Here is a 20,213-nt window from a genome sequence, read left to right as displayed (position 1 = left end):
AGATAAGATTTTTTTATATGATTTGTGGTTCGTTAGCAGCGGTAATGAGACATAATACGGGTCAAGGCAGAGAAAGAAGAATGTGGCGAGTAGCGAATGTTTGGCGGTGATAACAAAAAGGTTAACGGATGATTGTTGGTGGAATTCTGGAAACGAATTGTTCAACTATTGATTGTTAGATTGCATGGCGGTATACTTGAGTTGGATTTTACTGTTTCTGTGATAGAAATAAATAACCTCTTCTTTTCTATCTTAAAGTTTGTTTGATGTGAGAAACCGGATGGGGGTTGTTTGGTGGTTGAATGAGTTATTGTTCTGCTGTATAGGTTTATGTGTAGAAGAAACATGAACTTATGGGAAAAATATTTTGAATGATTGCAGTTCTGTTTGATGGAATGAGGGCTCTGTGATAGAAGGAAGTCATTGGGTGGCGGGTCTAGTTCCCCACCCTACAATCAGGGCGGGGTGATCATATTCCCTAATACCTAACGTTAAACTGCATGTAGCCATACCCTTCACGCGATGTCTGCCCGTAACTGACCGAAGAAGGGTTCAAAGGTATATAACCAAACTCTAAAGTTTCCTCATCGATTCCTAACATATAAAATGTAGCTGCGGATACGAGCATAATCCCCATCATAATGACCATAGGCCCTGCAACCAATTGGCGATCCCTGCGATTTTCCATAGGAAGTGTGCCGGCAACACGTTTCAAATTTCTAGCTTTTGATTCGGCATCATCGATGATAGAATTTTGCACCCCATACCAAAAGAAAAACTCATTAGGATTATTTTGATAAAAAGAAGTAATGGCAAGACCATTAACAAGCGTTACCTCGGATCTAGCAGCCGAATAAGCCTGCCTTGATGCATAGTTCAAATAAACATAACTTGCATAAAACAAAAGAGAACCATACAGCGAGTAAGTGGCAAAGTCTTTATAAGTGTGATCCAAAAACACGTTTTGTTTATTTTTATAATAAACATCTGTTTTTCCTTCTCTCATTTCTATATCAACAACCACCTCTTCGTTGTCCTTGGCATCTACTGCTCGAAAGCTATCAATGTAACCTTCTTTGGAAACCCGCAACCGGTTCATCCCAGAAGGAATGGCAACTCGACTCAACGGTGTTTTTCCTAAATATTGAATCCCAAAATATACATCGGACTCAACATTGGAATTAACGGTAATCAAGGAACTACTTAACTTCAATGAAAGTTTAACATCGAGTGCGAGAGTTTTTCCCTTCTCTAAATGAACTTCCTGTTTATAAGGATGAAATCCTTCCTTAAATACGAATAACGACCGTTTGCCGATTGGAGATTTTTTACCAACCATGGGAGTTTTTCCCAAATAAATTCCGTCTAGATAGACAAGTGCGCCCTCTTCTCCCGAAGCAGAAACCTCAACAGTTGTAGTTTCTTTTCCCTGTAATTTTTCTCGAATAGATTCTCCAAGTGGAGCCATTTCTTGGTAAGCTCGAATTACTGATGTTTTATGCTCAAAAGGAATAGTTTTACCTTCAAAATCATCGTAAAGAAAAACTTTAGTGATCAGCTCATTGTCTTTGGATTCAAAGGAACCGGTGATCATATAGTCACAGTTCAATTTAGAAGCAAGACCAAATGATTCATCAGGAGTCGGAGCTCGCCTATCCCAGATTTGTTTCAGCGTAACTTTTATATAACGAGGATCTTTTTCCGGAGCCAGTTGTTTTTTTCCAGACCGAAGGTCATCCAAATCCTTTTCACTGGTAATCTCTTTTTTCTTCCTTTTGACATTGGGAGATTCTGCATCGATTTTCTCCTGAAGGGTCATCTCAGGAGCATCACCAAACGAATGATAAACTACATTTGCCTTTGGGTGTTCCACATAAGTGTATTCTAAATTCCGAAGTTCAGAAATCAAAACAGATGGAATACCTTTGACTAAATATTCTTTAGTTGGATCGGGACTCGTTGCGACAAAGGAAAACAAACATAAATTGCGAGTTGATTCATAGGTAATACTACCTTTATAACTTTGTTTAGGAAAATTATAATAATCATCAATGGAATATATTGGCAGAACGTTGGACAAAAGTCCCAAAATGATGAATAATGCTGAAATTTTATGTTTCATTCTTTTTCTGGTTAGATCCCAAAGAATACACCAAAGTTAAAATGGCAACTACCGGAAGCAAAACGGAAACAGGTGACTTGTCAAAATAATCTTTCGAAAATGAGATCTGTTCTCCAAGCCCGGGGCCTGTATCGCCAATCGATGTTTGAATTCCTAAATAAGAAAATAAGGCCGTAGTCATCACAACAGCCGGTAGACCCGAAAAAAATAAAAACCCAAACATATCCTTAAGGGCCGGAAGGTAATGCAAAAGCACCAATTGATAAGGTTTTGCTCCCATACAAAATGAGGCCGACAAATAAGGACTTTGTTTGATTTCGCGGATTTTGGCCGTAATCGTTTCGTAAGACAATGCCCAATCAGAAACAAGAATCGCAATAAAAATTGCAAAAGGATTTTCGGGCAACAAACTCATCACAACCAAAGCCGAAAGTAATGAAGGTATGGCAAGAGAAACAGAAACAATCCCAGAAAGAATGAAGTCAGACCGTTTAGGAAAAAATAGGGAAAACGCAGACAATAAAAAAGAAACAAAGATGGTAAAAATTCGCGCAGGAACCACAAGAACAATCGTAGACAATGAACCGTAACAAAACAAAGCAAAATTATCTCGACCCAATCTATCCGTACCTGCAAAAAAATCAGGGGAAAAGATTGGTAAGTTGTTATTTGTTAAATCTACATGAGTGGGTGCTGGTAACAAAATCACTCCAAGAAATACCAATCCAAAAAAGAAAAATCTTATCAAGGTAGGAACTTTTAACTTCATATCCCACCCGAAAAGAATCGCTGCAGATAAAATCCAATCCGATTCAAAACATAAAATAAAATTCCAGAATACATGAGAAGAGTTGCGAGTAACTGAGTATCCATCGATTTAATCGAATAATACAAAGACTTTCCGACTCCAGGGAAAAAGAAAATTTCTTCGACAACCATCGCTCCAGACAAAAGCGACCCAAAATCTAGAACCAAAAGGATTAACGCAATTGGTAACACTTTTAAAAAAACTTCCTTACCAATAATGTGACCCCAAGGATAAGACCTTGTTAACAATAACTGAACATACTTTGAATCCGCTTCTTTACGAATCTCAGGCAATAAGTATAAAGACAATCGAGCATAAATACGAGAACCTAAAGTAATCCCAGGTAATACTACATAGTAAGTATTACCAAATTCATACCCTCCAGGCGGAAATAAGTCTAAGCGGTAAAAAAATACAATTAACAAGAGTATGGCGACAATGAATACAGGAGTTGAGAGAATTAAATTTGAACTAAATGAAACAAAATCATATAAAACTTTTGATCGAAAGTATGTAGCAGCAAGGGAAAATCCAAAAGCAAAAAAGGAACCAAAGATGATGCTAAAAATTGCTAGGTGAAGGGTTGAAAAAAATCGGCCCCCGATATGTGAATAAACCGTTTCTCCATTATCAGTTTTACCCCCGGATTCAAAAATCAAAGATTTCCAAAATAGAACATAGGAGGATAAAAAATCATTTTGTTTGTTTTGAATTTCGGATATCCCTGCATCAGCATACAAATAAGATTTATCTTTTGTATGAAACTCAGAAACAAAACTACTAATACAAGATAACAGTAGCAAGAAATACAGAAAACGGAAAACTTCCGACTTCACTAGATTAACTTTTGGAAAGGAAGGCCTTTTGGATTTCTTCGAAATTTTTGGCTTTGATGAGTTTTTCTCTTTCTTCCGGAATGTTGAGTGTTTTTGCAATCAAAGCTAATGTTTTGATATGATCTTGAAACTTGTTCTTTGGAACGATAAGCATGATAAAAATTTGAACCAAACCGTGATCAAGAGCATCAAAATCGATCCCTTGCGGCGCAATCGCCATAGCACATTTTAATTCGTTTACATAATGAACCGAACAGTGTGGTATTGCCACCCCACTTCCAATTCCTGTAGACATTGATTTTTCACGATTCATTAAAGAAGAAACAGTCTCTTCTTCAAACGTTTGATCTAACGATTGTGTGGCGACCATATGAGAGATCATCTTTCGAATGGCATCCTCTTTTGTAGATGCTTTGAAGTCGAAAATGATATTTTTAGGATCCAGAATCTCTAGAAGCTGATTCATATGATTAACTTACTCCCACCTTTTCAAGATCGACTTATTTTCCAAGAAAAACCCTGACAAGTAAGCCTTCCAAAAGAAAAAAAACAACCAAGACCAAAACAGCACTTATCCCCATTTTACCCACAAAAAAGGCAATGGGAAGCAAAATGACAAAACTCAGTAAGGAAACATAATAAGATCCGTAAAAATTCCTACCAGGACTCATATGAAAAAAGAAGGCAAGCGCAGAATAAGAGAGAACCCAATTGAAACTCAAATTGCCCGAACCGATCCCCCATAGAGAAAATAAAAAAAGCCAACCCAGGAAAAACCCAAGCAAAACGGTTCGGCGAAAGGAAACCCAAGCAATGCCTACAAAAGCATAAACACCAAGGTTATCCACAAAAGACAAAAACTCTTGTCCCTTCCAAGGAGTAACACTAAACCAAGGGAAGGCCAAAGGAAGAACAGAATTTTCAAAAGAAATCCCCGCCCAAGGTGTTAGTTCCAAATGAGTCCGAAACGAATATCCAAGCAAAGAAAAAACTGTATCCCAAATCAAAACAAAAAGTAAAACCAAACTGAAAATCGGAACTCGTAAAGAGTATTGTTGGCCTAAAAAATAATGAGTTACTAAAGCAAAAAGAAATGATACCGGCAACAAAATGGGATGAAACCAAGCTGTTGGTAGAATGAGAAAAATAATGAGTAGTTGAGAAAGAAGGCCCAACCAATACGGTGATTGATTCGCACGAATACAAAAACCTAAATATACTAATGTGAAAATGGAAGCGATAACAATCGGCAAAATGGGAATGGGTTGTACATGGGCAAGAGAGTAACCAAGAAAACCCATCAATGTTAAGAAATAGAAAAAATCGGCAAAAATTTCCGATGATTTTACTCCCCAACTATTTTCAGATAGAATATAAAGGTTTTTCAACATACTCTAATGGCCGTTAAACCATAACTCCTTCAATTCGTTTCCGAATATCAATGCCTGAGGGACAATAAACAGTACAAATTCCGCAGGACACACAAAGATTCTTTTCAAATTCTCCAACTCTACCTTTGATGAGTTGAACTGGATTTGCATGAGTAGGACAATAGTTGTTACACTCCATACAATCAATACAACTGAATTCTTTTCTAGTGGCTGGAAGTTTTTCGTATAAGGTAATAGAGTAATGTTCGTAAATGTTAAAGTAACCAAGTGAACCAACATCCATTGGTTTTACTTCCTCAAAAACAGTTTCAAAGGAAGCAATTTTATAACGTTTGTCTAAGTTTGTTGGAATGAAAGCTAAGGACTGGCCATTGGTTAAAAAAAACTGACGTGGTTCCAAATCCATTCTGCCCTTACGATCCACTAAAAAAACGGCTAAATGTCTTTTGGTAAACGGTTCGTTATAATATAACTTTCGTAAAATATGAAAGATGGTTTCGGCACCTAAAAATAAAACTTCGTATCCAATGAGTGACTTTCTCGTTTTGTCCACTGGAGTGTGAAATTGTTTGTGTAAAAAATATTCGGGGATTCCATTCGGATGTTCAAAATCTATATTTTGGTCTTCAAAAAAATTAGATATCTCTGCTTTTGGAAAAATCAAACGTAACTGCTCAATAAAAGATAAATATGCATCCTTCATATCGCGAAGGATCATTTCCTCAAAGTTTAAATGTTGGTATCTACAAAATGGTGATAAAACAATTTTAAACGCAGAATCTTTGTTAAACTTTTGAAAGTAGTCCTTAAGCGGAGTTTCAATTAAATCTAAGGAATTTAAGGCACCGGTATCAAATGCTTCTAATAAGGAAGGTAAATCATACTTCTTGGATTGGAAAGGAGAAGAAGTTGACCAGGACCCATCTTGTTTGATTTGAAAGTACTTTTGATCTGATGTGAGACTGGCTACCCCATTGACAGGAGCAAGCACCTTCTTCCCGTTATGTGCAAGCATAACCTGGCCGTGGGTGACTCGAGTGGGATAGGAATCAGAGAGAACGCTGCCCGCAGGAACGGGGATCAGGAATTGACCCTGGATCGTCCGTTCTTTTTTATTTTCAGTTTTATGAAATTTGCGAGCGAAGGCGCGAGGTAACCTGGGAAACAACACGCCGGTAATGATTTAGACGGCTTTCACCATGTAGATTTCGTCTTTGATTGGGAGTTCTTTTTTCAAATTCTTGATGTAAGGTAGAATCTCTCCCATTTCTTCATAATACTCGCAGTTTGTTTGCATACGACGAGCTACAGTAAAGTATTTATAAAGTTTTTCTTCACCGGAACGTTTTGACCATTTCTTCTTGTTACATTTGACTCGAAGAATGTATTTATCTTGCTCCGATTCGTATTGGCGAACGACAACACAATGCAAACAGTTCGCGCAGTAGACTTTTTCACTCATGGATGACCCCTGAACCTAGGTTGAATTTACAGCTTTTTGGAAGGAAAGGTTTCGTCAAGTAAGTACCATTGCTCTTTCCTTAAGCGATGGCACGAAGTTCCTTTTCTGCTTTGGTCGCTGGTTTGAATTTCCAGAACGACTCCGCGACAGAAAGGTAAGCGACATAGAAAAATCCAATGGAATAGAGAACCATGAAACCAATCATATAAGGTTTTCCAACCAAAAAGGATAAATAAATACAAAATACACAATAAGCACCCATAAAAAATTCAAGGAAAGCTCGGTAATCCACAGGAACAACATACTTGATTTTGTCCTGTAAACTATCCCCTTCTTTCTCAATTCTGAGTTTTGGAGTGCGTTTGAAACCGGATTGGACGCCAAAAACTGCTTCCACCCAAGCGTATGTGTTCATGACAGCAATCCCTGTTCCTATCATCACAAGAATGGGAAGGTAAACCAATTTGGATTTCCAATCTTTGTGGATTTCTCTTTGGGAATATGCATAAAAAATCACAGGACCCATGGATCCGATGGAGAGAACCGCTGCCGATCCGAAAAGAATCTCCATAGGGAGGTCATCCATCTTAAATCCAGCCCAAAATTCCATCAAAAGGAGAGGAGCGGTGAGTAGGATATTGATGATCATGAGTGGGTGAACAGAATAATTGATTAAGTGAGTGATTGCCTCACCTTTGATTTTCCAAGATTCTTTGGATTTCCAAATCCTTGGGATGAGTTTGACTGCAGTTTGGATGGAACCTTTGCACCAACGGAATTGTTGTGCCTTGTAAGCATTCATTGTCGCAGGAATTTCTGCCTTACAAACCACATCTTTGATATAACGGAATTTCCAACCTTTGAGTTCGGCACGGTAAGAAAGATCAAAGTCTTCCGTAAGGGTGTCATGTTCCCATCCACCAGCGTCTTCAATACAAGAACGTCTCCAAATACCAGCAGTCCCATTGAAGTTCATCCAAAGATCCGAACCATTTCTTGCGACTTGTTCGATCATAAAATGGCCGTCGATTCCAAAACTTTGTGCTTTGGTTAAGATATTATAAGTTTCGTTGATATGGCCCCAACGAGTTTGAACCATCCCGATAGATTCATCTTCGAAGTATCCCATGGTGCGAAGGAGGAAATCAGAATCAGGGGTGAAATCAGCATCAAAGATGGCAATATAATCGCCTTTTGCTTTTGCCATCCCTTCATCCAAAGCACCGGCTTTGTGGCCTTTACGGTTGGTTCTATGAACGTGTTCGATCCAAATTCCTTTTTTCTTATACTGAGCCACAAGAGTCGCAACCTTTTCAATGGTTTCATCAGTAGAATCATCCAGAACTTGGATTTGGAGTTTTTTTGCTGGGTATTCAAGGTTACATGCAGATTCGATCAAACGATCTACCACATAAAATTCGTTAAAAATAGGAAGTTGGACAGTCACAGTAGGAAGGTTTTTATCCTTTAAAGAAAGGATCTTTGTTTCGTCCTCCGCACAGTTTTGTTTGTATTTGCTATACAAAAACACCATGAGGTAGGTGTGTAACCCGAAGTAGAACAGAACCAAAATATCAAAGCCGTAAAGAACCAAAAACGATATAGATAAAAACGTGAGCATAGTTATAGTCAAAATCGGCACATAGGGCGTTTTGGTCAAACATTTTGTGCACCGCCAAATAAAATTAGATTTTCTTTAGTTTCCGAAGGAAGCCCATACGGCAACCTTGGTAGCAAATTCTATGGATTCTCAATGGAAACGTTTCTGGGAAACCGGCCTCTTCCCCTCACTCGAGTTTAGTCTTAGCCTATCCATTGGTTATGTGCTATCTCTATTCTTCTATGTAGCCGGATCTGAACTTGCATTAATTGATCGTACAGATACAGCTTATCCTGTTTTACAAATCCTTCTTGTGATTTCTTTTTCAGTAGGGTTTATTTATCGCAAATACAAACACACGTTACCCGTAAGTTTAGCGACTGCGCTTTTAGTTGTAGCTGCCATACAAATTTTCTGGTTTTTGAAACCTAATTCTGCTGAGTTTTTAATCGATTATATCTTTTCCTTTGAATTGGTTTTACTCAGTGGAGTTCTTTCCGCGTTCTGTGTAGGTATTTACGGTGGATCTTTACGTGATTTTCGTTTTTTAAGTTTTGCGCTTGGTGTCACAGCTTTTACGTTCTATTCTCTATTCGAACCCAACCAAAACTATTCCATGAAAGTTTTGTTAGCTGTTCTTTACATCCTTTTGTCTCTTTATCTAATCAGCACATTTGTGCAAAGAGATCCCTATTCGAGCAAATTTTATAAAATAAGATCCAAAATCGGTAAACATCCGTTATTTGCACCTTTTTACAGATCTGCTCTATCTCTTCTAATCTCATACTGTATTTTACATATCTACTTCCAACCAGGACCAAAAATTCCACTCATCCTTTCCGTATCTTTTTCAGTTATCTTCGGAAGAGTGTTATCTCTACTCGGTGGGTTAAAAAAAGAAACAAAGGCGGTTTTTTTAATTGGTAGGGTAGCTCTGTTATTTGCGTTTTTCTTTTTTATTTACCAAACCTATTGGAGTTCTTTTTTTATAGCACTTTGTATCATCACTGGCTCCATTGTTGGATTTTTTAAACCAAACAAAACCGCATACAAAGAATATATGTTAGTGGGGCTAGAAACAAGTATTTACCTTGGACTTTCCTTTTTGTTATACTTTTGGAATTTACCTATGGGAATCCGAACTATCTCTGCACTATTGTTTGTCCCTGTTCTAGTTTACCCTTACTTGATGCAAAGACACATTGTTCGATTACCAAGAATTTTGATGTTGGCCATGGCGACGATAATCGTTTTACTTTTCTTTTCACCTCCGACCATACGAACCAACTCTCCATTTTCCAAAAAAGAAATCTTTGATCCAATCCCTTTTGCAATTACAAATATTTCTTTTAATAATGAAGAATATATTTTTTATAAATCTGTTTTGCCTTTTGCATCGAACCCCTTCCTACCGAAACGTTCAGAAATCAAGGGAAAAACTGTTGTATTGGGACTCAGTTCAAACCAATCACAAATTATATCTTACATTGAAAGACTAAGTCAGGAACAACACCCATTTCTAATTGTTACAACACGAAACAAAACAAATCAATTCCATCACATCAATGCTCTTTCACTTCTAAGCCGTAAATCTTATTGGAATTTTGATATTTATTATCCAAGTTATTTGGATTCAAAAATTGGATTCGCAAATTCACTTCCTGCAGATTGGAAACTTAAATACTTCGCCGAAAAATTAGATAATGCCACAACTTTAGAGGTAGTGAGCACATTGGATTCCGTATTAAAATATTCTTCTGGAGATCTAAGAAAAGACGCATTAGAGATCAAACATTTGTATTACGAATCCTTTGCAGAATATGCGAGATTCTATCACACGTTAGGCCAAAACAAATTAACATTAGATTCAATCGCAATTGCCAGAAAATTTGAACCTCCAAAATCTGACTTACTAAGAATTGCATTTAATAGCTTAAAATTCACAACACCAGAAGCAGAATACATCCCCATCCTCGAAGATTTAAGTTCAGATACTGAATTTCAGGAATTTGCCTGGAACTCACTAATACCTATGTTTGAATCACTTGGAGATTGGAACAATGCACTTCGTACAATGAGTTCATTGGAACGATTTTATCGATTAAATAATCAAGTTGACCAAGCCAACGAACTAGAGTTAGCTCGCGTTCGACTTTTTATCAACCAAGAGAATTGGAAAGAAGTAGAGCCTATTATATCGATGAAAATCAGAGAAAACCCAAACTCTGTGATTTGGGAAAGACTAAAGAACGAAGTTATAGAAAAAAAAGATTCACTTAGAAGGTTGAGTGTTCGACCTGATGTGAGAGAGGCAAGAATCCAATGATCCATTCCACAATACTCGGAATCCTCGCAGCCGTTTTATCGGTTTTTGTAGCCATTTTGATTGAAGGTGCGTCTTTACGTTCATTCTTTCATTTACCTGCCATGTTACTCATCGTCGGAGGAACGTTAGGTGCTACATTTGCATCCTATTCCATATCCCAAGTCACAAAAGCAGTTACAGACGTCAAATTTGTCCTTTCTAGAAAAAAAGAAAATGATCTCAAACTTGTTTTCTTTCGGTTTTGGGAAAAGGCTAGAAAAGATGGACTTTTATCTTTGGAAGATGAAGCCAAAAAATTGGATAATCCATTTTTACAAAAAGGAATTCAATTGATTGTGGATGGTTCCGACCCAAGAACCATTGAAGAAATTTTATGGGAAGCCCATGAGGAAGAAGAAAAAAACGATTTAAAATCAGCAAAAGTCTTCGAAACCGCTGCTGGATTTTCGCCAACAGTGGGAATTATAGGAACGGTTCTTGGGCTTGTGACTGTCCTTGAAAATCTAGATGGAGGAACCAAAGTTCTCGGGCAAGGAATTGCTACGGCTTTTATTGCAACCTTCTATGGAATTTCATTTGCCAACTTAATTTTATTACCCATTTCCAATCAACTTAAAGTAATCGCCAAACAAGATAGTAACGAACGCCAAGCCATTATGAGAGGAATTCTATCTTTACAGTCGGGCGAAAACAGAAGGATCCTTGCCGAACGTATTGACCCTTTTGTTAAATATTAAAATTCAATCCTTAGGTTCTGGTTGGATTAAAAATAACTGGTGGATTTTTTCATCCCGAAAATCTTTTGGGATGGATTCTTTCGTACGATTCGTACACTGAAACCCACGTTGGTTCCATTCTTCGTCTGCCACTTCCATTTTAAACTTTCGAAAGTTTGTAGAGAACCAAATTTCTCCATCATCAGTTAAAAACTTTGTTAATAATAACAAAAGAAGGTTTCTGTGTTTAGTTTGTACATCCCATTCCTCAAACATTTTTTTACTATTAGAGAATGTTGGTGGGTCTAAAAAAATTAAATCATATCGTTCCCGGTTAGGATTTTTTGTTTCCTCTTCCACCCATTGTAAAATATCAGCATTTACGATTTGATGATTCGCTGATTTGAATCCATTGTGTTCTAAATTTTTTAACGCCCATTCACAATAAGTTTTAGAAAGATCTATACTTTTGGTTTTTTGGGCACCACCTGACGCAGCATAAACGGAAAATGCACCTGTATAAGAAAATAAGTTGAGTATGGATTTTCCTTTTGAAGCCTTTCTGATCCAATCTCGTGTGGTACGGTGGTCTAAAAAAAGGCCCGTGTCTAAATAATCAGAAAGGTTGATTCTAAATTCCAAATCGGATTCTTTAACCCATTCAAAGTTCCCTTCGATGGATAATTTATCATACTGGTCTAAACCCTTTTGTTTTTTACGTCTTTTTAAAAATAATTGATCTTCGGGTATTTGGAATACATCGCGAACAATAGAAGCGATACGATCAAACCTTTCGTCATGGCCTTCTTCTGCCTGAAATCGTAAGGAACTTTTATCATATAAAACAAAACCTCTGGGATAACGATCTAAAATACAAGATACTTGAGGAATGTCTTCTGAATAAATTCGGTAACATTCAACTGATTCTCGTTTTGCCCATTTTTCGCGTTCCTTCTTTAGTTTGCGAAGGCGGTTTTCAAACATGGTAAGGGCACCAAATCCCCGTTCGGTCATGGAATTTCCTTTTTTAGGGGAGGTTGGGATTTTTAGGTAGATGTCCCCGCCCTATCTAGACTGGGTGGGGTTATCCACCCGCCACCCAATACGCTCCATCTACCACGGCCCGCCGAAAAAGTCCTTAATAAATCAGAATCCAAATGTTTTTTTTAAATTCAGTTCGTGTTTTTGATTGGTTGAAGAGAGAACACAAAAAAGACTGTCGGCTATGTCAACGAAAGATACCACCTTCATTTATTGTGACGGTAGTTCCCGCGGAAATCCAGGTCCAGCTGCCATTGGGGTTTCCTTCCAAAACAATGATGGAATCGAATTCTTTTTTTTATCTGAAAAAATTGGAACCGCGACGAACAATGTGGCAGAATGGCAGGCCCTGTTTCGCGGAATGGAAGAAGCCATTAAACAGAATATCAAGAAAATCAGATTTCGATTGGATTCAGAACTTGTCGTCAAACAAATGAAAGGTGAATATAAAGTTAAAAATAAAGACTTACTTGTTTTTAAAAACAAATGCGAGTCTTTAAAAACATCCTTTCAAAATTTTGAAATCCAATATGTTCCGCGTGAACAAAACACCAGAGCAGACCAACTAGCAAATCTTGCCCAAGATGCAAAGGATTGATTGACCAAATGCAGAATTTCCTGAATCTATTTTCCTTTTTGATTCTAATCCTGTTTTTATACAATTGTAAAAAATCGGCCACTCGCCAGTTAGATGATTTGTTAGAATCGGGATCCTCTTTCCAGTCGGCAACATTCTGCGAAAAAAACAAAACCCAACTCATCGAGAGAAAAGAAGTCTGCGAAAAGGTAACTCAATTAGCAAAGGAAGAAATCGACACTATTCTCAACCGAAGGTTAGATTTAGGCATTGCTCCTGTGATTGTTGAAAAAAACAAAGGAATACAAATTGAAGAGTTTCTACAAGTTCATACTCGAATGGGAATTCGGTACTGGGAAATCTGGAAAACAAACGTGATTTTAGAATAGACAATCTTCGCCCACCACAGGATAAACAAATCATGGCTGGAGATCCTTCTCAAATTCTAAAAAAAATCGGACTTAAGGTTACCAAAAACCGAGAACATGTTTTGTCGATTCTGCAAGATTCTCCTAGACCGTTAAACCATCAGGAAATCATGGAAAAACTCCCCAAAGAGGAGTCTTGGGATCGTGTCACCATCTACCGCGCCTTATCTGATTTAGAAGAAAAAAATCTTTTAAACTCCCTTCATTCCACAGATCGTGTCACCTATTTTGAGTTAAAGTCTGATGGGAACCATATTGTATCCAAAGCACACGGCCACCTTATCTGTAATAATTGTGGTAAAATCGAATGTATCGATGATCCTTGGAACGGAATTCCTTCCGCCAAACAATTAAAAGGTTTTTCCACAGAATCCGTTGAAATTGTTTTTAGAGGCAAATGTAGAAATTGCCAATAGACATTCAATCCTTAGTTCCCGATCAAAACTTAAAACATCTATTTCAAATTGACTCTGCATTGAAAGATGCAGGTTTTGAATGTTACCTTGTTGGTGGATCTGTCAGAGATTTGGTAATGGGCCAAACACCAAAAGAGTTTGACCTAACTACAAATGCAGAACCAAACCAAGTCAAACGACTCTTTCGAACTGTCATCGATACCGGAATTGACCACGGTACTGTCACAGTTGTTTTGGATAAAATCAATTATGAAATTACAACCTACCGAATCGACAAAGATTATACTGACGGTAGAAGGCCAGACCATGTAGAATTCGGAACTACATTATCTGAAGATCTGAAACGAAGAGATTTTACAATGAATGGATTAGCATTCGATATCAAAACAGGTGTTCTTGTGGATGAACATTTTGGACAGAAAGACATCGAACAAAAAACCATTCGTACGATTGGTGATCCTATCAAAAGATTTACCGAAGATGGTTTACGCCCGATTCGAGCTTTAAGATTTGCAAGTACTTTGGATTTTATCATTGAAAGAGAAACAAAAAACGCAATTCATCAAACCAAACATATTACAAAAAAAATTTCTTTAGAACGATTTCAAGATGAGGTTTTAAAATCCTTTTTAGGATCAAAACCTTCTAGAATGATCCAATTGTTAGCAGAAGAAAATATCTTTCAAATTTTTCTAACAAATCTTTCCAACAGACTTGTTCCTAACAAACCTATTTTAGAACGATTGGATACAATCTCTAAAGAGTTAACAGGAATGCAATTGGCATTTGCCTTTTATGCATTACTCGGAGAAATTCCGTCTAAAGATTTAGAAACCATATTAAGGACATTAAAATTCTCTGGTCAAAATACCAAAGACTGTCTGTTGTTTTTTGAATTTTTATCGCGATGGGAAACAAAACAGAATTTAAATACGACTGATTCCTTTCTTTTAAAAAAAGACTATTTAGCGCCCGTTAAACGCCATTTCCAAAAACGTATTCCAGTAGATTCCCAATTCATCCAAAACTTGAGCCCCATCTTTGGAGCAAATACCTCAGAGATGATCCGGATTTGGGAAGAAAACCCACCCCTCCTCCTCACAGATTTGCTCTTCAACGGGAACCATCTCTCCGAATCCTTCCCTGATTTGCCCAAAACTAATTATGGAATCATTCTAAACCAGCTCCTAGACCTTGTCCTACAGTCGCCTAAAGAAAATGAATATTCTAGACTATTACGTCACTCTGCTGATTTAATAAGCAATTTGATCAATTAATTTCTAGTTCCTTTCCCCTTTAAACCTGGGATTGTTTCTTTATTAATCAAAAACTAATTTTTTTTCCTCTAGAACCCATTCAAATACACTGTTTCTATTTTTTTCTTCCTTAAGCCGGGTTTGAATCCGCCAACCTGGTACACAACTTGCACAACAAGTTCACATAGGAGAAATGGCAAATGAGAAATAAATATACTCTTCTCGCAACTTCGGTTGCCCTTCTCGTTTCAAGTTCACTTTTTGCTCAAGGCGAGACAAAAGAAAAATCTTGGTACGATAAGATCAATGTTTCCGGTTACGTAGATGTGTTCTATATGTATACTGCAAACAACGTGGAAGGTGCAAAACGTGATACTACAGGCACTTTCAACACGCAAAATAAACAATTCGGTGTCGCAGCAGCAGCACTAGATTTGCAAAAAATTGCGGACAAAGATAGCCCTTGGGGTTTTAGAACTGTTTTCCAAAACGGTCAAAACAACGTCTATCAAGAAGCACCTTACAACCAAACCAATGGTACTGTGAACATGAACATGCTCCAACAAGCATATGTTTCATTTTATTTCCCAGTATTAAAAGGTATGACTGTTGATATGGGTAAAATGGCCACTCACATTGGTTATGAACTTTTGGAATCAAAGGATAACCCAACTTACACGATAGGTTACATATTCTTTAACACAATCCCCTTCATCAACACTGGTGCGAGAGCAAACTTGGCTGTTACAGACAGACTAAACTTAGGTTTTTATCTATACAATAGTGTGGGTGGAACAGGTTCAGATATTTCCCGTGTAAACAACGGAAACATGTCTGTTTACCAAGATGGTATTAACAAGAATAAAGCGGTAGGAACACAAGTTTCTTATGACCTTGTTCCTGATAAACTTAAAGTAACTTGGAACACACTTTATGGCGTGGACGTTACTTACGCAAGACCATCCAACGGAGATTATTGGATGAACGAAGTGTATGGAACACCAATCAACGCAAAACGTGCTAGTTACCAAAACGACTATTGGTTGATTAACAACGTGATTTTGAACTTCACTCCAAACGACAAAACTCTTATATCCTTTGACTATACTCAAGGGGATAAAAGTGGAGCAGCGGCTACTTTAACTGACCCAACAACTCAAGTTGATGTTGACGGAACAGGAACAACAAAAGTATCTCTTACTCGCGATGACAGCAACGCAAAACGTGTTTACAAAACATACGGTTTGTGGTTCCGATATAAGTTTACTGATAAGTGGGCACTTGCTGGACGTTACGAAAGAATTGATGATTCAAGAAACGGTGGTCCTCTTGGCGTGAGTAACAACACTGCAGGAAGACATGACCTTCAATACATGGGTAGCCTTGGATATAACAACACCAAGTATTACCTAGGAAGCGCCGAAACTTTTACAATCACACCTACTTACTACTACGGAGACAACATTATCATCAAAGTTGACCTCAGAAGAGACCAAGCAAAAGGTCAAGTTTTCACTGACGAAAAAGGGCAACCTCAATCGCATCAACACGGTGTAACTTTAGGTATCGTTGCAACATTCTAAGGAAAAGGAGAATAATAAAATATGAAATCCAATCAATCAAAATCCGGATTCGTCTCCCTGGCAATCATGGTAGCTTTGACTGCAGTGTCATTTGTAGGTTGTGCTGAGTCTTCAACGAAAAAAAATGAAGATGTTACACTTCTTACTTACTTAGTGTCAAATCCTCATGCACCAGTTGGAGCACAAGCAGACTGTTTAGTATCTGCTGGTCTTATCAATTCTTGTATTGGAGCAAAAATTCAATTGGATGCAGGTGCCAACTGCTCCCTTGTGACTATTGCTGACAACCAAGCCATTGGTGCCGATTATGCTACTATCAAAACAAGTGTAATTAAAAAATACAATGAGTTGAAATGTAACATTGCGGAAAACAAATATGCAACTGCTTCAGCAGCTGTTGATGCTTTCAAAGACCCGTTGACGTTTACTTCAACTGCCGATGCTACATCAAAAGTAGTTTTTTCAGCACCTACTTATTACTAAGTAGTCACTGAAAACCATTTTAAATATAAATAGAGTGGGAGCCCCCACTCTATTTTTTTATTTCTCTTCCAACTGATCTGAACCTTTTTGTTCGTTTTGGTTCTTCTTTGATCCTTTTAACCATTTTCCCCAGCTAAATCCTTGAGCTCTAACACTCGCAGGCTTCACTACGTTTACGGTTCGCACTAAGTTTCGTTTGAAGAAAATATAAATTTCCTCGTCAGGTTCCGCACCAGGTTCATAAATAGAAATGGGACGAGTGTAAACTAACACATCTCCATCACCACTATAAATGATTCTATCTGGCTCACCCAAATATTCTTTTACAAAAATTCGAGTTTGTTTCTGAAGTCTCTCTAACATAACTTCTCTAATCTTTAAACCATTGTAACCTTCTTCAGTCAGAGCCTCTCGTTGTGCTTTTCTTTTATCTTCCTCCGTTTTTAAATCATTTTCTGACTTAGTAAGGAGTTGATTACACTTCGACTCATCTTGAAAAGTTTCCATACAGTTCTCAAATAAAACCTGTTTGTTTTGAATGATTCGTTCTTCGGATGAAGAACACTGAAATAAGGAAAAAATTATCGCGGCTGAAATAAGAGGAAAGTTTTTCATTTTTCTATGTTATACTCAGACTCAAAATCTTCCAAGCACTATGTAAAAATCCTTGGAAATTTCTAGTTTCAGCCCCTCAATCGAATCTACCCCTGTAAATCTACTAGGTGTAATTGTGAATTCTTTGCGGACCAAATCTTCCAGTGATTGCCAAGAATTGAAAACAAATTCATCAAACCGCTGCAAAACTAAGACATTATAAAGAACCAGTGTCGGGTAAGATTTCCATTTTGTCTAAATAATAGAAACCTAGGACAATTCCGAATTCGCCTCCCCTGGAATTCGTTGTCTTTCCATTGAAAAATTCTAAAAAAAATCAAAGCTTACTCTTTTTGTAATTTCAATTTCTAAAAAAAGTCCATAATTCAATCCGGCTCATCACAGAGGACGGGAGAATTCCTATGTCAAAATTTTATTCCAATCTATCTATCCGGTTAAGATTATTTCTTCTACCCCTTCCTATCTTTATATTTTTACTCATCTTACTTGCTTTATTCGTTCGTTTACAAAACGAAAATATTGAATTTACTAGCAAAGAGTTAAAAGGAATCCAAATCATCAAACCAGTTTATCTTACATTTCAGGAAGGTTTAAAAAGATTAAAGATAGGCCAGGAAGAAACAAATACATTGAAACCTTTGATTGAAAAAGGATCAATTGATATCATTCGTTCAGAGGTATTAACTGAAGATACCATCGAAATCAAAAGATGGAAATCCTATTTAAAATATGATAATTTTGACCAACTAACAAGCAGAAACTTTCTAAATGATACTCAAGAGTTAGCAATTAAAATCGGAGACCACTCCCATCTCATCTTAGATCCTGAACTCGAATCTTATTACCAAATGGAAATTATCTTATTCCAAATACCGGAACTATGGAAAAATGTAGCCCTGCTTAAGGAAGTCATTAGGGATGAATATTTAGGTTCTAACCAAAATCAAAAAAACTTTTCCGATACAAGTTTTACTAAGGCTGTCATCTCAATCAATGCAATTGAAGTTGTTTGTACCAATATTGCCAAATCAAATCAAAAAAGTTTAGAAAATGCACCAAAACATGCCGAAAAAATACAACTTAATATTTCAAAAACAAATACCGCATGTAAATCATACATAGAAGAACTAAAAAGTATATTTCTGAAAGAAAACGCAAAACCAAAATCGGCAGATTCTTTATTTACAACAATCCATAAAGGAACCTCTATCGGTGCAGAAATACAGAGTTCTTCCATATTGATTCTTGAAAATTTAATTCAAGAACGTCTGGCAGAACAAAAGTTACAAAGAATGACCAATATCATCATAGTCGTTGTCACGTTAAGTCTATCAATATTATTAATACTTACGATTTTTCAAAGTATCAACAACCCTCTCAAAAAAGTTTTGCTAAAGATCAATGAATTGTCCAGTGGTGACGCCGATCTAACAAAACAATTACCAGAGTTTGGAAACAATGAAATTGGTGAAATTACAACATCCATCAATGAATTCTTAAAAAAATTAAATCAGATCATGAATCAGTTGAAACTTTCCGTTAAGGAAGTAGAAAAGGTTTCCAATCAATTAAAAGAAGATGCACTTTCTGTTTCCGACAATGCATCCGGATTAGCGTCAACTTCAGAAGAATCTGCAGCCTCATTAGAAGAACTTTCTTCTTCCTTTGAAATCATGTTTGGATCCATTTCTGATGAGACCAAAAATATTTTTAAAATCGCAGAAGAAATTAAAAATATTGAAGATTCCATTATTAGCATTGAAAAAGAACTATTACAACTTTCAGATGAATCAATCGCATCTACAAACCTTGCCAACCTAGGGAATCAGTCCATTCGCAGCACAGATTCATCAATGGTAGAAATTCGTTCCGTCACTGGCGAAATCGCTGGAATTGTTGACTTAATTACAGATATTTCGGAACAGACCAACTTACTCGCATTAAATGCAAGTATTGAAGCAGCACGCGCTGGTGATGCGGGTAGAGGGTTTGCTGTTGTAGCGGAAGAAATTTCAAAGTTAGCAGATAAAACTCAAATTTCAGTTAAAAACATAAAGAATCTAATCGAAAAAAGTAACATGGCAGTGGGTAACGGAGTGAACCATGTAAACGAAACGGTAAATTCTTTAAGCAAAATTGTTGGACAATCCAATAGAATCCAACTAGGAGTTGGAAAAGTAAAAACAGAGATGTCGTCTCAATCTATTAGCCTCGCCAGTGTTTCCCATGAAGTCAAAGAATTAAAAACATTGGCTGAATCCATTGAATCTTCATGCCAAGAACAAAAACGGACTTCCGAAGATATGGTCGTCACCGTGAACACACTTTCTGGAAACGCACAAGAATTAGCCCAAAGTTCCGAAGACCTAAATCGTGTGAGTGTTACGATTAGCGAAGTAGCAATTTCAATTTCAAACATCGCTGATTCGTTTAGAACCAATTAACTTAAAAATTCGTAAGCCGAATTTACGAAAGCTAAGATATAAAATATCTTTTTTATTTTTTATACCTTAGCTTCCTATAAAAAAATAAATGATTGATTAATTGGCTACT

Annotated in this window: 19 protein-coding genes; 9 read left to right on the top strand and 10 right to left on the bottom strand. The window is 37.0% G+C overall.

Annotated elements, in window-relative coordinates; genetic code table 11:
• Positions 1 to 478: 478 nt before the first annotated feature.
• The 8 genes from EHQ16_RS14265 to EHQ16_RS14230 form a co-directional block, all read right to left on the bottom strand.
• Positions 479 to 2,122, bottom strand: coding sequence for a PEGA domain-containing protein (locus EHQ16_RS14265; protein ID WP_135633356.1), 1,644 nt, complete (start codon positions 2,120 to 2,122; stop codon positions 479 to 481).
• Positions 2,112 to 2,891: an ABC transporter permease subunit gene (locus EHQ16_RS14260; protein ID WP_135633358.1), complete on the bottom strand. Its 780-nt coding sequence runs from the start codon at positions 2,889 to 2,891 to the stop codon at positions 2,112 to 2,114. The genes EHQ16_RS14265 and EHQ16_RS14260 overlap by 11 nt, the downstream gene beginning before the upstream one ends.
• On the bottom strand, positions 2,888 to 3,766 hold the full coding sequence (locus EHQ16_RS14255) for an ABC transporter permease subunit (protein WP_135633360.1): 879 nt from the start codon (positions 3,764 to 3,766) through the stop codon (positions 2,888 to 2,890). The genes EHQ16_RS14260 and EHQ16_RS14255 overlap by 4 nt, the downstream gene beginning before the upstream one ends.
• A gap of 4 nt (positions 3,767 to 3,770) precedes the next feature.
• Complete coding sequence (locus tag EHQ16_RS14250; protein WP_135601195.1) at positions 3,771 to 4,232, bottom strand: PTS sugar transporter subunit IIA; 462 nt, start codon at positions 4,230 to 4,232, stop codon at positions 3,771 to 3,773.
• Between the two features lie 34 nt (positions 4,233 to 4,266).
• Entirely contained in the window at positions 4,267 to 5,157 is an 891-nt protein-coding gene (locus EHQ16_RS14245) for a hypothetical protein (protein ID WP_135633362.1), read from the bottom strand.
• Between the two features lie 13 nt (positions 5,158 to 5,170).
• Positions 5,171 to 6,172 carry an ATP-binding protein gene (locus EHQ16_RS14240; RefSeq protein ID WP_135633364.1) on the bottom strand — a complete coding sequence of 334 codons (1,002 nt, stop codon included), beginning with the start codon at positions 6,170 to 6,172 and terminating at the stop codon, positions 5,171 to 5,173.
• A 168-nt stretch (positions 6,173 to 6,340) separates the two neighbouring features.
• Entirely contained in the window at positions 6,341 to 6,619 is a 279-nt protein-coding gene (locus EHQ16_RS14235; RefSeq protein ID WP_002973362.1) for a hypothetical protein, read from the bottom strand.
• A 79-nt stretch (positions 6,620 to 6,698) separates the two neighbouring features.
• Positions 6,699 to 8,240: a cellulose synthase family protein gene (locus EHQ16_RS14230; protein WP_135633366.1), complete on the bottom strand. Its 1,542-nt coding sequence runs from the start codon at positions 8,238 to 8,240 to the stop codon at positions 6,699 to 6,701.
• A gap of 121 nt (positions 8,241 to 8,361) precedes the next feature.
• Here EHQ16_RS14230 and EHQ16_RS14225 point away from each other — a divergent pair, with 121 nt between their 5' ends.
• Entirely contained in the window at positions 8,362 to 10,545 is a 2,184-nt protein-coding gene (locus EHQ16_RS14225; protein ID WP_135633368.1) for a hypothetical protein, read from the top strand.
• A complete protein-coding gene (locus tag EHQ16_RS14220; protein WP_135633370.1) occupies positions 10,542 to 11,282 on the top strand; it encodes a motility protein A in 741 nt (246 codons plus the stop codon). The genes EHQ16_RS14225 and EHQ16_RS14220 overlap by 4 nt, the downstream gene beginning before the upstream one ends.
• Before the next feature lie 3 nt (positions 11,283 to 11,285).
• Here the strand turns inward: EHQ16_RS14220 and EHQ16_RS14215 are convergent, their stop codons facing one another.
• Positions 11,286 to 12,275 (bottom strand): class I SAM-dependent methyltransferase, encoded by a 990-nt coding sequence (locus EHQ16_RS14215; RefSeq protein ID WP_135633372.1) that lies wholly within the window; start codon positions 12,273 to 12,275, stop codon positions 11,286 to 11,288.
• 211 nt (positions 12,276 to 12,486) lie between these two features.
• Here EHQ16_RS14215 and EHQ16_RS14210 point away from each other — a divergent pair, with 211 nt between their 5' ends.
• The 6 genes from EHQ16_RS14210 to EHQ16_RS14185 all read left to right on the top strand — a co-directional run bounded on the left by EHQ16_RS14210 (position 12,487) and on the right by EHQ16_RS14185 (position 17,045).
• Positions 12,487 to 12,900 carry a ribonuclease HI family protein gene (locus tag EHQ16_RS14210; protein WP_135633374.1) on the top strand — a complete coding sequence of 138 codons (414 nt, stop codon included), beginning with the start codon at positions 12,487 to 12,489 and terminating at the stop codon, positions 12,898 to 12,900.
• A gap of 8 nt (positions 12,901 to 12,908) precedes the next feature.
• Positions 12,909 to 13,268 carry a hypothetical protein gene (locus tag EHQ16_RS14205; RefSeq protein WP_135633376.1) on the top strand — a complete coding sequence of 120 codons (360 nt, stop codon included), beginning with the start codon at positions 12,909 to 12,911 and terminating at the stop codon, positions 13,266 to 13,268.
• 32 nt (positions 13,269 to 13,300) lie between these two features.
• Complete coding sequence (locus EHQ16_RS14200; protein ID WP_135633378.1) at positions 13,301 to 13,723, top strand: Fur family transcriptional regulator; 423 nt, start codon at positions 13,301 to 13,303, stop codon at positions 13,721 to 13,723.
• The gene (locus tag EHQ16_RS14195; RefSeq protein WP_135633380.1) at positions 13,714 to 15,000 is read left to right on the top strand and encodes a CCA tRNA nucleotidyltransferase; all 1,287 of its coding nucleotides are present in this window, start codon (positions 13,714 to 13,716) and stop codon (positions 14,998 to 15,000) included. Before EHQ16_RS14200 ends, EHQ16_RS14195 begins: the two co-directional genes overlap by 10 nt.
• A gap of 179 nt (positions 15,001 to 15,179) precedes the next feature.
• Entirely contained in the window at positions 15,180 to 16,562 is a 1,383-nt protein-coding gene (locus EHQ16_RS14190; protein ID WP_135633382.1) for an outer membrane beta-barrel protein, read from the top strand.
• Positions 16,563 to 16,628: 66 nt separating this feature from the next.
• Positions 16,629 to 17,045, top strand: a complete 417-nt coding sequence (locus EHQ16_RS14185) for a hypothetical protein (RefSeq protein WP_135633384.1) — start codon at positions 16,629 to 16,631, stop codon at positions 17,043 to 17,045.
• A gap of 57 nt (positions 17,046 to 17,102) precedes the next feature.
• Here the strand turns inward: EHQ16_RS14185 and EHQ16_RS14180 are convergent, their stop codons facing one another.
• The gene (locus tag EHQ16_RS14180; protein ID WP_135633386.1) at positions 17,103 to 17,552 is read right to left on the bottom strand and encodes a hypothetical protein; all 450 of its coding nucleotides are present in this window, start codon (positions 17,550 to 17,552) and stop codon (positions 17,103 to 17,105) included.
• 509 nt (positions 17,553 to 18,061) lie between these two features.
• Here EHQ16_RS14180 and EHQ16_RS14175 point away from each other — a divergent pair.
• The gene (locus tag EHQ16_RS14175) at positions 18,062 to 20,104 is read left to right on the top strand and encodes a methyl-accepting chemotaxis protein (protein ID WP_135633388.1); all 2,043 of its coding nucleotides are present in this window, start codon (positions 18,062 to 18,064) and stop codon (positions 20,102 to 20,104) included.
• Positions 20,105 to 20,213: the final 109 nt, after the last annotated feature.

This window comes from Leptospira kanakyensis (assembly GCF_004769235.1).
Taxonomy (GTDB): Bacteria; Spirochaetota; Leptospiria; order Leptospirales; family Leptospiraceae; genus Leptospira_A; species Leptospira_A kanakyensis.
Note: the sequence above shows the minus strand (reverse complement) of the source record. Positions and strands in the feature narration are given on the sequence as shown.